At 56.0% G+C, this 14,414-nt stretch carries 13 protein-coding genes; 4 read left to right on the plus strand and 9 right to left on the minus strand.

Translation table 11 applies throughout. From position 1 onward, the window contains the following. Positions 1–35: 35 nt before the first annotated feature. The 5 genes from NZK35_RS18405 to NZK35_RS18425 form a co-directional block, all read right to left on the minus strand. On the minus strand, positions 36–1,571 hold the full coding sequence (locus NZK35_RS18405; protein ID WP_259634002.1) for a sugar ABC transporter ATP-binding protein: 1,536 nt from the start codon (positions 1,569–1,571) through the stop codon (positions 36–38). Then, positions 1,568–2,224, minus strand: coding sequence for a DUF2291 domain-containing protein (locus NZK35_RS18410; protein WP_259634003.1), 657 nt, complete (start codon positions 2,222–2,224; stop codon positions 1,568–1,570). Before NZK35_RS18410 ends, NZK35_RS18405 begins: the two co-directional genes overlap by 4 nt. After that, a complete protein-coding gene (locus tag NZK35_RS18415) occupies positions 2,221–3,222 on the minus strand; it encodes a D-ribose ABC transporter substrate-binding protein (protein ID WP_259634004.1) in 1,002 nt (333 codons plus the stop codon). Before NZK35_RS18415 ends, NZK35_RS18410 begins: the two co-directional genes overlap by 4 nt. Before the next feature lie 60 nt (positions 3,223–3,282). Then, positions 3,283–3,690 carry a D-ribose pyranase gene (gene rbsD / locus NZK35_RS18420; protein WP_095739815.1) on the minus strand — a complete coding sequence of 136 codons (408 nt, stop codon included), beginning with the start codon at positions 3,688–3,690 and terminating at the stop codon, positions 3,283–3,285. Between the two features lie 87 nt (positions 3,691–3,777). Further along, positions 3,778–4,992 carry a zinc-dependent alcohol dehydrogenase gene (locus NZK35_RS18425; protein ID WP_259634005.1) on the minus strand — a complete coding sequence of 405 codons (1,215 nt, stop codon included), beginning with the start codon at positions 4,990–4,992 and terminating at the stop codon, positions 3,778–3,780. Positions 4,993–5,165: 173 nt separating this feature from the next. Here NZK35_RS18425 and NZK35_RS18430 point away from each other — a divergent pair, with 173 nt between their 5' ends. From NZK35_RS18430 to NZK35_RS18445, 4 genes are all read left to right on the plus strand, one after another. Further along, on the plus strand, positions 5,166–6,050 hold the full coding sequence (locus NZK35_RS18430; protein ID WP_259634006.1) for a helix-turn-helix domain-containing protein: 885 nt from the start codon (positions 5,166–5,168) through the stop codon (positions 6,048–6,050). 438 nt (positions 6,051–6,488) lie between these two features. After that, positions 6,489–7,460, plus strand: coding sequence for a hypothetical protein (locus NZK35_RS18435; protein WP_259634007.1), 972 nt, complete (start codon positions 6,489–6,491; stop codon positions 7,458–7,460). Positions 7,461–7,520: 60 nt separating this feature from the next. Then, positions 7,521–8,030, plus strand: a complete 510-nt coding sequence (locus NZK35_RS18440; protein WP_259634008.1) for a hypothetical protein — start codon at positions 7,521–7,523, stop codon at positions 8,028–8,030. A 339-nt stretch (positions 8,031–8,369) separates the two neighbouring features. Beyond that, entirely contained in the window at positions 8,370–8,540 is a 171-nt protein-coding gene (locus tag NZK35_RS18445) for a hypothetical protein (RefSeq protein ID WP_259634009.1), read from the plus strand. 324 nt (positions 8,541–8,864) lie between these two features. Here the strand turns inward: NZK35_RS18445 and NZK35_RS18450 are convergent, their stop codons facing one another. From NZK35_RS18450 to NZK35_RS18465, 4 genes are all read right to left on the minus strand, one after another. After that, a complete protein-coding gene (locus NZK35_RS18450; RefSeq protein ID WP_259634010.1) occupies positions 8,865–9,170 on the minus strand; it encodes a hypothetical protein in 306 nt (101 codons plus the stop codon). A 370-nt stretch (positions 9,171–9,540) separates the two neighbouring features. Beyond that, positions 9,541–10,647: a polysaccharide biosynthesis/export family protein gene (locus NZK35_RS18455; protein ID WP_259634011.1), complete on the minus strand. Its 1,107-nt coding sequence runs from the start codon at positions 10,645–10,647 to the stop codon at positions 9,541–9,543. A gap of 135 nt (positions 10,648–10,782) precedes the next feature. Then, the gene (locus NZK35_RS18460; RefSeq protein ID WP_259634012.1) at positions 10,783–13,788 is read right to left on the minus strand and encodes an AsmA-like C-terminal region-containing protein; all 3,006 of its coding nucleotides are present in this window, start codon (positions 13,786–13,788) and stop codon (positions 10,783–10,785) included. A 249-nt stretch (positions 13,789–14,037) separates the two neighbouring features. Further along, the gene (locus NZK35_RS18465; protein WP_259634013.1) at positions 14,038–14,313 is read right to left on the minus strand and encodes a CIA30 family protein; all 276 of its coding nucleotides are present in this window, start codon (positions 14,311–14,313) and stop codon (positions 14,038–14,040) included. Between the last annotated feature and the right edge of the window lie 101 nt (positions 14,314–14,414).

Genomic DNA, 14,414 nt, shown 5'->3' on the forward strand with positions numbered 1-14,414 from the left:
CGATTGAAACCTGGCCAGGTGTGTGCGATCGAGCTTTAACATGGCGTCGCCGTACTCCCCGGAAAGGCCGCGTGCAGAATCTGTTCATCCGTGGCATCGTCCCGATCGAACTCTGCCGCCGGCCGACCCTCGCAAAGCACGAGAATTCGATCGGAGACGGCCATCACTTCCGGAAGTTCGGAGGACACCAACACGACGGCGAGTCCTTCACCCGTCAATTCGTTGATCAGTGAGTAGATTTCGCTCTTTGACTGAACGTCAATCCCGCGGGTTGGCTCATCGAGCATCAGAACGATGGGATCGGTAGCAAGCCACTTGGCGAGGATGACCTTTTGCTGGTTCCCTCCGCTCAAATTGATGATGAGCTGACGAAGTGACGGCGATTTGACGCGGAATCGCTCGATGAAAGGCTGTACATGCTCGCGCTCAGCGCGGCGACTGAGCAACCCGAAGCGTTGTGCTCGATCGAGGCTTGCGAGGCTCGCGTTTTCTTCAACGGTCATCGACAGGACCAACCCGTCGTGTTTGCGATCTTCAGGAACCAGCGCAAGACCACTTGCAACGGCGTCCCGAGGGGATTTTATCGTAACGGGATGACGATCTACGAAGACCTCACCGGTGGAGACACCGCTGTGCAGGCCAAAGATACATTCCAGTAACTCCGTTCGACCGGCACCCATCAGTCCAAAGAGACCCAGGACCTCGCCCTTGCGAACCTGAAAACTGACGTCGTTGACCAGGTAGTCCGACGGGCGAGTCGGATGCTTGAGCGAAACATTCTCGACACGCAACGCTTCGTCACGCTTCGCCGACGAGGAACGAATAGAAGACTTCACTTCGCGTCCGGCCATCATCCGTACCATCTCGTCTTGAGTGAGTTCTCCCAGTTTCGCCGTACCGATCATGCAACCGTCGCGCATCACAGCGATGTCGTCCGCGATGTGCTCAAGTTCCTCGAGGCGGTGAGTGATGTACACGATCGAAACGCCTTGCCGTTTCAAATCGCCAATCCGTTGAAACAGCACTTCGGTTTCGTGCTCCGTGATTGCCGACGTTGGTTCGTCCATGATCAGCATGCGAACATCACCGGCCAGGGCGCGAGCAATTTCGACAAGCTGCTGCTGCCCGACCCGCAGTCGTCGGGCGACTGCTGTCGGCGAAACATCCAAATCCAGAAGCTCCAGCCACTGCCTCGCGCGATGGTTCAGTTCGCGGTAGTCAATCAGCATGTCGAGGTGGAGTGGTTCGCAACCGAGGAAGATGTTCTCGGCCACCGTCATATCAGGAACGAGGCTAAGCTCCTGATGAATCATGGCAATCCCGTGATCGATTGCATCACGTGGGCGAGTAAAACGAACTGGGTGGCCCTGCAAGATCAACTCACCTTCGTCGGGTGTCTGCACGCCAGCCATCACGTTCATGAGTGTCGATTTGCCGGCACCATTCTCGCCGAGCAGAGCCGTCAGCCGGCCAGCACGCAGCGTCAAATTGACTCGATCCAGCGCCTTGACGCCGGGAAACGCTTTGGAGATCCCGCGGGCTTCCAGGACAACTTCGCCGCCTGCCATCATTGAGCCTCCGCAATGAAAGGGACGACTCGCAATGGACTCAAGTCGGTGGTCTCGTCCGTGATCTGAACGCAACCGACAAAACGAACGGTCCCGCCGACCACCGCGACTTTCCGCAGCGTTGGCAGGACCTGAGCCTCGATGCGCCGATTGATTTCCGACGAGATCCTGTTGAAGTCCTGCGAATTGGCATAATCGTTTACGTCTAGCAGGCCGGTAGCGTCACGAACGGCGTTGCCGAAGATGGGGCCGGACTCCAGCAACACTTCGGCGTCATCAGCACCTTGCCGGATCACCAACGCGACGGTGTTTCTTTCCACCCGGGTCACGCGGCCAGTGCCGGAGATGAAATAGTAGTAGGTACTGCTCAGTCCGACGCTTCGTCCACGAGTTTTTCGAGCCTTTGCGTGATCCTCCTGAATGGCGGCAATGAGCTTCTGAGCATCGACCGCACGCGACTCTGCCGGAATAAGTTGTTCGTTCCAGAATTTCTCCACGAACGCAGCAGGATCGAAGGACTCAGCCTCCGCCGCCAAAGATTCTTGCTCGGCTTGCTCCAGTGGCACGATCTGAAACAACGGCCAAAACCAAACCGCGACAACACAGGCTGCCGCGATCGTGCCTCGGATGACCCACCGCTGTCTGCTCGATTTCACTCCGCATCCTCTTTGCCGGTATCACCGTATTTGTCGGCGTTGCCTTGATGCACAAGCTCCACCGCGACAGGAACCTTCCGCGACAAGTCACGCTCGCCTTTCAGATACTTGTCCGCATATTCGGCGGCGGTTTGAGCCATCAGTTTGGGAAACTGCATCCCCGTGGCGACGATTTTGCCTTCCTTGATCATGTTGACCACGTCTTCCGCACCGTCGAAACCAAAGACCTTGACCTGCTGGTCCTTGCCCGCCGCCAGCAATGCTTGATAGGCACCCATGGCCATCGCATCGTTGCCGCAGAAGACTGCCTTGATATTGGGATGGGCCTGAAGAATCGTTTCCATCACGTCGAGCGCCTTGGCCCGATCAAAGTCGGCGCTTTGCTGAGCGACCAATTTCAGGTCGGGATATCGATCGACGACACTGTGAAAACCATCAGACCGGTTCCGCGTGTTGTTGTCGCCAACGAGCCCCAACAATTCGACATACTCTCCCGACTCGCCCACCTCCTTCACGAAGTGCTGTCCCAAAGCGACGCAACCGGAATAGTTGTCCGACAGGATCTGCGATACTGCCGCATCCGTCGCATTGATTTCCCGGTCCATGCAGAAAACGGGAACGCCTGCTTCTTTGGCGCGGCGGACATTCGCGACCGAACCGTCTGCATCCGTTGGGTTGAAGAGAATCGCTGAGTATCCCGACGCGATGACATTATCGAAGTGTGCGGTTTCTTTGGCGGGATCGTTCTGTGAATCGAAGACGGTGGCTTCATAACCGAGCTTCGTCGCATTCTCCTTTGCGGACTCGGCCAGAACGACGAACCACGGATTGTTCAGCGTCGAGATGACGACGGCGACTTTCTGTCCGCTGGATTGCGATGCTCCAGTGCTGGCTTCTTGCGTGTTGTGGTCACGACTTCGACTGTTACAGCCGGTAACGGCGATCGCCAGCGAACAAGCTAGCGTCGTCAGAATTCGAAGGAAGGATTGTCGAACCATGGGATGCTCTCCGGGAGTTCATTTGCCGATTACGAGTCCAACTGGACTCGCTCAGCGTCATTAAAATACAACGCCGGACTTAAGGATCACGTTCGCATAGGGCGTGCATTCGCCGGTGCGTACAATGACTTCGCTTTCGCGGGTCATACTCTTGAATTCTTCGTGATCAACTTCAGTTACTTTTGGGGACATTGACTGATTGTTAAATTGCTGAATCATCTGGTCAAAGATCGTCTGGTTGTGGTCGTGAATTTCCGTTGCCACCACGATCTCTTCCACCATCATCTCGCTTAGCATCGCGTCGAGTGTCCGAAGAAATGACGGATAGCCGCTCTCGATTGCGAGGTCGATGCGCTTGACTCCGGCTGGGATCGGCAAGCCGGCATCACACAACGTGATTGCTGCCGTGTGTCCAATGCGGCCGATTTCGTAACTCAGTTCACTGTTGAGGAGTCGGTTGCGTTTCATTGGTGGATTGCTTTAGCGCCTTTCGCTCCTGATTCTTGTGTTGCTTTCCCATGGCGAAAGGTGACGTTTGAACAGCGCAGGAGTTCCTTAGCTTTTATGTGGGACGACTTCGATTTTACAGCATTCATCAAAGTTCGTGACCGTTCCAAATTTCTCAACCAATTCATCAAGGCCGAAGCGGTGTGTGATCAGCGACGGGAAATCGTAACGGTCCGATTGCTGCTGCAGAATCTTAAGCACCGGACGCCAATCGGTCCCACAATGGAACACGGAATGAATGTGGAGGTTCTTGGAACTGATATGCTTCATCACATCCAGAGCGACAGGCTTTCCCAAGTCCACCCAGTTGCCGACTTCGATCACAGTCCCACCCTTGCGCACCATCTTGAGCGCCTCGATGAAAGCTTCCGGTTCACCAGCCGATTCGATCACAAGGTCCGGACCAACTCCTTCGGTCATTTCTTTGACCTGAGCAATTCGATCTTCCTCGGCTACCTGCGATGCGTTGATCGTTACGTCCGCATACAGGCTTTCCGCTTTCGATAGCCTCAGATCCGATAGGTCGGTTGCGATTCGCAGTCCCGCTCCATGGATCGTGGCCATGACGCCGTGCAGAATCCCCAGCGGACCGTTGCCAAGAACGGCGACCGACATGCCCGGTCCAAAGCCTTCATTCACCGGGGCGAATGGGACCGCCGCTCGACCGAGCGCGTGAAACGCAACCGCCATCTCTTCGACGAAAACGGCAACGTCGGTTGGCATCTCTTCAGGCACTTTGAAGAGATGCGTGCCGGGACGGATATACATGTACTCTGCAAAACCGCCTCGCAGGTACGGTTTCGTTTCGCAGTTTGGATGCAACCCGTAGGCCTGGATCTGATTCAGACACGTTGTGTTGTTGTAGTGTTTGCGACAGTAGTAGCAGTGGCCGCAGTTCACTTCGACGGCGATAGAAACTCGATCACCAACCTGAAGAAGTTGCTTGTCATAGTCCATCGTTTTGGCAGCGTTATCACCGATTTCAACGATCGTCCCAATGACTTCGTGGCCACCGACATAGGGGAAGATCGATTTGCCGCGTAGTTCCGTCGCTTCGCCTTTGAAGATGTGGCGATCGGTTCCGCAGATGCCCGCCATATCGACCTTCAGAATCGCCGAGTCGTGATCCATCGTCGGATACGGATAACTCCGCATCTCAGTTTCACCGGGGGCCGTCATCGCAACGGCACGAACCGTTTCGGGCTTCGTCGATGCTACTGCGGGCTGCCGCTGAAAGCTTTCCGAGTCCAAGATTTGTGACATGGTGAAATTCTCCATTTCGGCTGAAGCAACGAAAACAGGATGATGTTGAGGAATCCGCCAAGAAGCTGAACTCATCCTCGGAATACAACGCGACCACGATGAGCAGAGTTATCTCACAGGATTATTGCACAGTCTCCCTCGAAAACGGGCCAAACCTACACTATCCTGAGGCCATGCGACCATTTCAACACTTTGATACTGGGCGTCCCGAATTCGCTCCGTACGGCTTCACCTGTGAGGTTTGGGAGCCGATGCGGATGTCGAGACCGGACCGTCACGACGAAATTGAGATCAACTTTCTTGATCAGGGGCGCCTGACGTACCTGATCGGCGGCAACCGCATTACTGTCGAATCACGAGCGGTGACGCTGTTCTGGGCGGCTGTACCGCACCAGATCATTCAATTTGAAGATGTCACGCACTACTACGTGATCACGATTCCGTTCGGATGGTTTCTGCAGTGGGGGCTTCCGGAAAACCTGCAAACGCAACTCATTCTCGGAAACGTGCTTTCCACCGAAACCAACGAGACAATCGCCGCGCGAGACAAGATGCTCTTTGACCAATGGCATCGCGACCTGTCGGCTTCGGAAAGCGAGGCGCAAGAGATCGTCCTGCTCGAATTGAAAGCTCGCCTGCTGCGTCTGGCCCGTTCACACAGTCGCCGACCACCGCTTTCCGTCACACGCTGCGATGCGCGATCCAGCCGAGCATCGCCAAATCTTGAAAAAGCCGAACTGATGGCAAGCTACATTGCCAGAAACTTCAAGGCGCGACTGCTGATCAAAGACATCGCGGACTCGGTTGACCTGCACCCGGACTACGCCGCTACCTTATTTCGCAAGACGTTTGGAACAACTCTAAATTCTCTGATCACTCGACACCGCGTCGCGGAATCCCAACGCCTACTAGTCACCAGCAACGAACAGATTGTCAACGTTGCCCTGTCATCTGGATTCGATTCACTCAGTCGCTTCAATCGAGCATTCAAGGAGGTGACTGGAACCACGCCGAGCGGATTTCGCAAGCAGTGCCGTTCCGCAGGTGACTATCGATGATTCGTTTAGCTCGGTAGGCATGTGGTCGCAGGTTGGTAGAGGAATCCAGAGTCAGTGCAGAGAAGGGATGGGAAATCCGATCGGAACGCGTAAGCATTTGGTCGAATCCCAAGGGTGGGATCCCGCACATTAGCGGCTATATCTGAGTCTCCCTCGTCCTTGTCAAATCGGACAATTGAACTGCGTTCGGTCGCCACACCGACGCGACTTCCAGCTTCTTTTTCGTGCGTTCGGTTGGACCAATCAACGCAACCACATGAAACGCCAGCTTCTCAGCTTTCGTCATGCACGGCGGCTTCGTTGAAGTGCGGATTGTGAAAGTTGGATAAAAGTTTTCACACACCACTGTGAGAAAGCAGTCAAACCCGTATGATCTCTAGGGAGGGCTATGCCAGACCCCCCATTGAGCTTTGCGACTTCTATTTTTACGAGGGTTTCATGAAAATTTTGAGGAAGTTAACCGCCGCACTTTCAGCATTTTGCCTCTCGGCCGTGATTCATGCCGGCCCGGCACTTGCCCAGACCATCCCCTTCTACGCGGAAGGTTTTGGTACGTACAACCCGGCGGACGGCACCTACGCCGCGCCGGGGGTTGGAACGCTGCTGGGGCGTTACGACAATTTCGGAGGCGTTCAAGTGACTCCCACGGATGACCCATTCGTATTCAACTTCGAATCGAGCGGGACCAATCTGGGAATTTCGGGTGGAGATGTTCTGGAAACAGCGTTCCAGGACGGAACGCTCACTGTGACTCCCGTCGAAGGTGAAGAAGGACTCTTTACAGCCGTTTGGGAAGCAGACGTGGTGGTTATTGGGGGTGCGGGGGTTTACGCCGATGTCGAGTCGCATCGAAAGCCCTTAAAGATCGTCGCAGTCAATGAACCCTTCAGTTTCAGCGATACCGAATGGAAGTTCGGGTGGACATTGACTGGCAAGGTAGACCTCGGCGGACCCAAAAAGGTTGTCAGCCGCCCGCTTAAGATCAAGGGTGCGGGCGTCGTTTCAGAGTTGCCATCCGTTGACACTCCGTGGGGAGTCCAGGGGAATGCCAGTGGGCTAGGTCGATACACGAGTCCGCCTGTGGATTCTGCCGAAGCTAATCTCGTCTCAGTGGATTTCGATCCGCGGTTCTCGCCGCTCGAGGGACGCGTTCCGTTTAGCGGAACTTCCACCTTCATCGCCGCCGACGGTTCAGAACTCTCCCTCGATTTTGAAGGCTTCATTTCAATTCTTCCCAACGGAGAGTTGCGCTGGGTCGCTGATTTCATCCCGGCTGTTGAGATGTGCACCGGACGATTTAGCGAGGTGGAGAGTGGAAGCGTCGTGATGCTCGCGACTTCACCGCCTCTTGGACTGGGAGAAATTCCCTTTTCATGGTTCGGTGGCGGTCACCTGGTCATTTCAAAGTGATCATTCCAGTTTCTCACAAGAATTTTTGTTTTAGCGCTTCAACTTTTGGGGATTGAAATCATGGGAAACAAACTGAAACTTGGACTCGTTGTGATGGCGGTAGCATTCTTTACCGCTACGAATTCACCACTCAGTGCGAAAGGAGTGGACCGACCATTTAAGGGATTCGCAAATGCGGTGACCAACAATTTTGTGTTCGAAAACCCGGCTCCCGATTTATTCGAACCGGAAAACCCCGACGGGTTGGCCATCCTCGGATATTTTGACATCCAGTACGTTGGTCGATCGACACACTTGGGGAAGATGACTCGTCAAGAATACGCAGTCCTCTACGAAGACGGATCCTTTGAGGGTCTGATGATCTTTGTCGCTGCGAATGGAGACGAACTGTATGCGACATTGGATGGAAGCCTGGATTCGCTCGGACCACCAACAAACGGGTCGGGTTGCTACTTTTTCTTCGGCGGGACCGGACGATTTGAAAATGCCACCGGCATTACCTACTTTGAGTTGTTCACGCCAGACTTCAATGATGTCTTCGTGACCTTTGACGGAGTCGTGAACTATTGAGATCGTCTCGGCCCTGGCCGAGTCTTTCCAGCTGATCAAGCACCCCTTGTTGGCTGCCTCGTCAGTTGTTCTTCCGCGAATCCCGCGCGATCGGATGATCCGCCCGAAAGTTCCTCCGCCAAGACCGATCAAGATTCCGTCGATCTGATCGATGGATTTTTCGGTTCCGGTCAAAGCAAATCGAAAACGCCAGGCAACTCAAAACGCCAGAATCGAAATCGGAGTCGGCGTCAGCCGACGGCGGCTCTGAAGGCGTTTCGACTGGATCGAGCATTGAATCGGGGCCTGCGGAAAACGCAAAGCCGAAATCTAAAAAAAGACGTCGAGTGGGAGACCGCATTGAAGCGATTCACACCCGACTCCGACGAGATCAAACAACTCGCGGAATTGCTGTCCAGGCGATCGGCTTCTGTGCAGACCGCGGCCGCGAAACGGATGTCCGACCATCGGGGTGCGGCCGCGGCGGCTGTCGTCGACAAACTGCGTGTCGGCAACCTTTCCGCACAGTGAACGGCGCTGGAAATCATGGCCACCTGGCATGCTCCGACGGCCGGGTTCGATCCCTGGATCCGGACTCGATCAACGCCGATACGACGACCTCGTTGGTCGAGTGGCTCAGAGCGTTGCCCGCGGCGAATGATCCGGCGTGATCGGATTCGGACACGTCCGAGGCAGACCAGCAACAGGTCGGCGAGCTGCTGCGTGAACTGACCACCGCGACCAGCTTGCGTCACGTCGATCATCCGATGGGACACGGAGGCGTATCAGCCCCATCCGTCCTGTCGGGACCCATCGCCAGCGAGACGCTTCATCGTGGGCGGTCGGTGGTTGTGTTCAAGCCGGGAATCGGAGTTTGGCCAGCGGGGGATTGCTGCGAATGATTTCACCAGAATCCGAGACCTTTAAATAATAGGACGACAGAATATGGGCACGCGTTGAGTACGCGGAGTCCCCTGTCGGGGCCAATCTCTCCCAGATGTTGACCCGATAGTTGCCGTTGTGGTGACGACACACCTCGACACGATGCAGGCGGGGGGGCCTGCCGACTTTGTCCAGAACCTGTGACTTGATCTTTTCGGTGTGTTCTGATCCCGCCAGGGCGTTCTCTTTTTGCGGGGCTGCTGGATCGACGTTTGACATGGTTTAGCTCGGCCAATGGGATGCGATGGGATGCCGGACTGTAGCGTAACGCAGTTCAGTTCGATATGAGTCGAAACTTGCGAATGAAGCGGAAACGGAATGCCCCCCGATTGGTCGGGGCCCTGGGCTTTGACGGCCAGCCGGTTTGATTTCCGGTCGGTTCGGCTGTGGAAAGCTGACGCGAAGGTGCTCGAAACGACGTCGTTTCCGGAGTCTTCAATCATGCGAAAAGCCATGCCACTGGCGGTGATCGGTGGGATTTTGAACAACCCGATACGTTTGCGGATTTTGCCCGTAGCAACAAGATCGAATTGGTTGGCCACTGTCCGGTCTGGGCCAAAGAAGATCGCACCGATGAATGGATCCGCCTTCACTCTGACAGCGGCGCGAACTCCAGTTCACCATCGACGTCCGAGTTGCCGGCTTTGGAGCCGGTTGGTTCGCCGGGCAGGATGTCGTCGAACGACTTGTCAAGATTCGGTTTATAGCGATCGTTGGCTTCATTCAGGTCCATCAGATCACTCGGTCGGAGCGGATCGTCGGCCAGTCGCGTCCAGCCCACGCTGCCGGGTGAGATCATCGTCTGGTCAACCATCACCATCGGTTTGGCCGTCGCATGTTCCGGGTGTCGAGACGCCCGGTTGCAGCCAGAACTGCGGGCACACGTCTGACTTGCCCGCCAGAACATGAGTTCGTCCATGCAAGATCGTGCGGCGACGAAGACGCGGTCACCCGGCTGCAGTTGATAGTTGGTTGCCGTGTTCCCCATTTGAACAATCTCGCGATAGCACACCGGCAGCGTGACGCGGCACTCACCAGGATCTGTCGGTCGGGCCAGCAGGATCTGACAGGGATTGGCGCTGGATGTCAGCCCACCGGCGCTGACGATTGCATCGAGTACCGTTTCGGAGCCTGTCAAGGGAAACGATCCGGGCGCGTTCACTTCACCAAAAACATAAAACCGATGAACAGGTTCGAGCAGTCTGACGTTGATGGCGATCGTGTCGCAGTCATCGGGAAGCGGGGACTGAGAGATTGATTCCTTGACGTCGGGGCTCACGAACGGTTTACATGCCGAGATCTGCTGACGGATCTGGTCGGTGATCTGTCTCTCAATCAACGCTTCCGCCTGTTCCAGATTCCTGCCGACAACGATGACGCGGCCGTAGGGACCGAGATCGACCGTTCCGTCGGCGAGAACCGACTGGTCGGCCGGCAAACGCAGATCGCGATCCTGATTGACAGGTTCAATCAACAGGGCATCACCCGGTTGAAGCGAATGTAGCGGCAGCACACTCTTGGCGTTCTCTCGCGGTATGCCGTGGGGGATGCGAGAGGCTTCGAGAACGGTTTTGGCTTCCGTCGTTAGCGTCGAGTTTGAAGGATACAGTGAAAGCCCCAAGGGTGCGCAGCCGCTACTCGCGGCCATCAACAGAACTGCCAGAACAAGTAGAACTTGGTAAACAGAACGTTGCATCGCTTCACCCATTGTTGTGGAACACTATCCAGAAAGACAATCGGCTCGATGAGTGGATCATGAATGCTGAAAACAGTTTGGCTATGGCGACACGCGCCATCCTCAGTACCGGAACGCATCGTGATGGCGATAGAACTATGAACCTCCATCCAATCCATTCAACACGCCCAATGAGGTCCCGGCAAGGACGAGTCGTTGGCCCTCGCGTAGCAGGAACCGCGCGGCTTCTTCACGAAACGTTTCGATGGGTCGCAATCGCACGATCGGGTTTTGGGTGGTTCCCAGTACCGCGATGACCACGGTTCGATCGCGAAAGAGTTCGGTCACGCTGAAGATGGCGGATGCGGGCAGCAGAGAACGCAGAGCATACTTCTGTGCCAACTGGCTAAGGTTTGCGGCGATGTCACGATAGTCGCCGGTTGCAATCAGTGCGATCATGTCCAGACGACCGCTGCGGAGATAGAGTTTTCCGTCCGCTCGCACCAACGCGTTGTCGGCACCCAGCCAGAATTCGTCGATCACAACGACACCCTGACCGATGATCCCTTTCGCTTCCCCGACGTCGAAGGTTTGACCGGCAAGTGAGACGGGGCCGAGAAACTGTGACGCCGCGATCAGGCCAGGAATCGCGGCACCACGCGTTCGCCCCAACTGAAAGTCGAATCGGCCGGCGAGGTCATCGACCGATCGAATGGACTTGCCTCCGAGTGACATTTCGCCGGTGACTTCGCCAGTCGCTAGTGAACTGGATCGCCCGAACGGATGGGTCAATCGAAACACGTCGACTCTCCGCGTTTTCCACCGGCTCGTCATGTCAATGCCTCCACGACGACCGGACGATAGGTGCAGTTCGCCGTCGAGTTGTCCGCCGCCGACACTTGATCGAACCGACGGGATGCTCAAATCCCAGTTCCATGATTTCAAATTCGCGGTCGCAACGAGCGCACCGCGCGCCACGCCGATCGGCAAGTCGTAGGCGGCCAACTCGCGTCCATGCAGACTGCCTCGGATTCGAACGGATTCTTGACGCCCGGTGATGGTCGCCTTGGTGGAGATTCGTCCCTGGATTCGCTCAGCCTTTTGTCCCAGAAACCACAATCCCCGATCGAGTTGGATTCTGGACGCAACCAAACGAAGCTCGGCCCGGGGGCGAAATGTTTCGTCACGATCGAACAAGTAGACGCGACCGTCGAGCCGAAGTGATCCATTCGCGTAGTCGCCCAATAGGGGTTGGACCACAAAGACCCCCTCTTCGAGTCGTCCGTTCAGGGTCAGCTTTCGTGAAAGAAGACGCGAGCGATAATTGACGTCTGACAACTCAACGGACACCTTCACCTTGAGATTCGTTCGGTCAGTTGGTTGCGAATCAAAATCGACAATGATGTCGCCGCTGACGTCGCCCGTCAGGCCGACGCGACGACCGAGAGACAGGTCGACCAATGGGTTGATCGACATGTGTTCGAAACGAAAGACCGATTGCCCGAGTCGGGACATCACATCAGACCAACGATCGGTCGTCATCATGTTGGCGATGGTTCGCACTTTGACCGTCCCGCCGAACAGATCGCCGTTCGCTTGCAACGCTAATTCGCCTTGTCTTGCGACAAGTTCTGCGACCAGTTCGCCAATCCCTTCCTCGTTGATCCTGATCTCCGAGACAGACAGCGTTGCAGTGCCCGCGTGTTGATTCGGATCCAATAGCTTGTCGATCGGAACCCGCCAATCGATGTTTCCCGCGATGCTGGCGGTGGCGGTGGGGGCAATCCTGCCGAGGACTGGGATTCGAACGTTCGGACGGATGTCGGCGATTGTCAATCCGACAACCAAATCACCGTCGCCATCACGCGGCACCGTGGCGGTTCCCGAAATCTGTCCGCCAAAGGCTGTCGCCGTTAGCGACTCCAGGGTGAGGGCCTCGCTGGTGATTGAATACTTCGATCGAAACTTGACCAACGTGAACGAAGTCGGCAACGTCGTCTCGTCACGTCGTGGCAGAACATCGAATTGGTTGGGCGTGAATCGGATGGTGTGTTCCAAAACGCCCAGGTCGACACCTGCGACTTGCAACGACGGCGATGCAACCGAACCATCGATACTCCAGGTCGACTGTTCTGTTTCGGGGGCGAGGACACCGGATCCACGAACGCGAAAGTCGAGTTTGCCATCGACCACCGCTGGGGTTGTCCGTTGGGCGGGTCGACTCGAAAGTCGAGCGATCGCGCCGAGTGGTAGATCATCGCCGACGAGTTCGAACGAAAACTCGCCTTGACCACCTAGCGGCACGTCGGCCCGCCCGATCAAGCGAATGCCGGATGGTTCGAGATTCGATGGGGCAGCCATCAGATCGAGTCCCCCGAATTTCAGGCGTCCGTCCTCAATCGTGAGGTTGCCGATGTTTACATCGGCAGGCGGGAGACTGGCGAGCTTCAATCCTTGTCCATTGACCTTCCCAGCAAGTTCGTACGCCTCCATCTCGCTGATGCGGTCGATTGGCGCGCGAAAGCGAATGTCACCCGACAGCCGACCTGCGTCGGGCAACAAACCGTTTTGCGACGGTAAGAACTTGGCAATCAAGTCGCTGACCGGGGAGAGGGCGATGTTGTTGATCTTGATTTCGGCCGTCGCATCTCCCCGCGGAACCAATTGCAGACTGCCACTGCCTTCGATCGATCCACTCGCTTGGCGATCTTGCGTGCCGACCCGTGACTTCAGGCGTGTGAGTGTTGCCAACCCGTTGCGATAGGAGATCGAGGTTTCAAAGTCCTTCAGTTCGACATCATCGATCACCAATCCCGGACTGGTTAACGTGCCATCAAAACGGTAAGCGGCACCATCTCTTAGCGACGTCAGCGGAATCCCGACGTCCAGTTTGACGGTCGCGGTTCCGCGGAGGTGGAGCCCAAGATCAATGCCGATGGATTTTAGCCGTCCGGCGAGTTTGTCGATGTCGACGTTCTCAAACTCCCAGCGGGTCGTCCAATAACGCCCGGACTTTGCGTCTTCCTTCTGAACGGGCTGTTGGGCCGCCGCCACCGGCGTTTGAGCAGCAAGGCTTCCCCGTGACGCAATCACCGCCATCGCAATGATAAGCCGACAGACGTACCGGATCGCTGGGGAATGGGCGGAGTTAAAATGGGGCATAGGTACGAGGTGTTCCCGAATGAAACTCCAGTCGTGCACGACCGAATTCCGGTACTCAATGGTGAAGCGTTTTCCGGTTCCAACCGACGTCAGACTCCCTTTTTGCTGCCGATCGAAGCTCGCAGCTCCAAGCCGGAAAAATCGGACGTCGAAGTCTTGGATGGAAGCTACCGTGTGAAGTTTAGGCCACCGGTTCGATCGATCCGTCCTGTTTCGCATCGCTTCCGCTCCACTTTGCGAGGTTCTGTGTCAATTAAAATTGGTGGCGTACAAGGACAAACGGCGGTTTCCATCGACTTCTACCCCAGTATTGAGGGTTACACGGTTATTCGCGGACGTTGGTATTCGCGGACGTCGGCCATCGGAGTGGCCGCCCATCACGCCATCGTTGACGGTTTGCCATGCCTTGGCGGCATCTGAATCGTCGAATTTGAATAAGACTCGATCCTCGGCGATGGCCGATGAGGCCCCGAGAAAGGATGAGCCCCCGAGAAAGATGGTCAACAGCAGGATTCGTAGGATCATGGTCTTCTCTCTCATCGCGTGAAGGCTTGCTCAGATAGACAGCGATGCAATCACTGCAAGAGTTGGTCGGCGTCATTGTTTCCGACATGTAGCATACCGGG

This window comes from Stieleria sedimenti, from assembly GCF_025060895.1.
GTDB classification, from domain to species: domain Bacteria; phylum Planctomycetota; class Planctomycetia; order Pirellulales; family Pirellulaceae; genus Stieleria; species Stieleria sedimenti.

Coding starts and splice junctions, on each gene's coding strand:
- NZK35_RS18405 (WP_259634002.1), bottom strand. CDS start 1,571: ATGATGGCAGGCGGCGAAGTTGTCCTGGAAGCCCGCGGGATCTCCAAA.
- NZK35_RS18415 (WP_259634004.1), bottom strand. CDS start 3,222: ATGGTTCGACAATCCTTCCTTCGAATTCTGACGACGCTAGCTTGTTCG.
- rbsD (WP_095739815.1), bottom strand. CDS start 3,690: ATGAAACGCAACCGACTCCTCAACAGTGAACTGAGTTACGAAATCGGC.
- NZK35_RS18425 (WP_259634005.1), bottom strand. CDS start 4,992: ATGTCACAAATCTTGGACTCGGAAAGCTTTCAGCGGCAGCCCGCAGTA.
- NZK35_RS18430 (WP_259634006.1), top strand. CDS start 5,166: ATGCGACCATTTCAACACTTTGATACTGGGCGTCCCGAATTCGCTCCG.
- NZK35_RS18435 (WP_259634007.1), top strand. CDS start 6,489: ATGAAAATTTTGAGGAAGTTAACCGCCGCACTTTCAGCATTTTGCCTC.
- NZK35_RS18440 (WP_259634008.1), top strand. CDS start 7,521: ATGGGAAACAAACTGAAACTTGGACTCGTTGTGATGGCGGTAGCATTC.
- NZK35_RS18450 (WP_259634010.1), bottom strand. CDS start 9,170: ATGTCAAACGTCGATCCAGCAGCCCCGCAAAAAGAGAACGCCCTGGCG.
- NZK35_RS18455 (WP_259634011.1), bottom strand. CDS start 10,647: ATGCAACGTTCTGTTTACCAAGTTCTACTTGTTCTGGCAGTTCTGTTG.
- NZK35_RS18460 (WP_259634012.1), bottom strand. CDS start 13,788: ATGCCCCATTTTAACTCCGCCCATTCCCCAGCGATCCGGTACGTCTGT.
- NZK35_RS18465 (WP_259634013.1), bottom strand. CDS start 14,313: ATGATCCTACGAATCCTGCTGTTGACCATCTTTCTCGGGGGCTCATCC.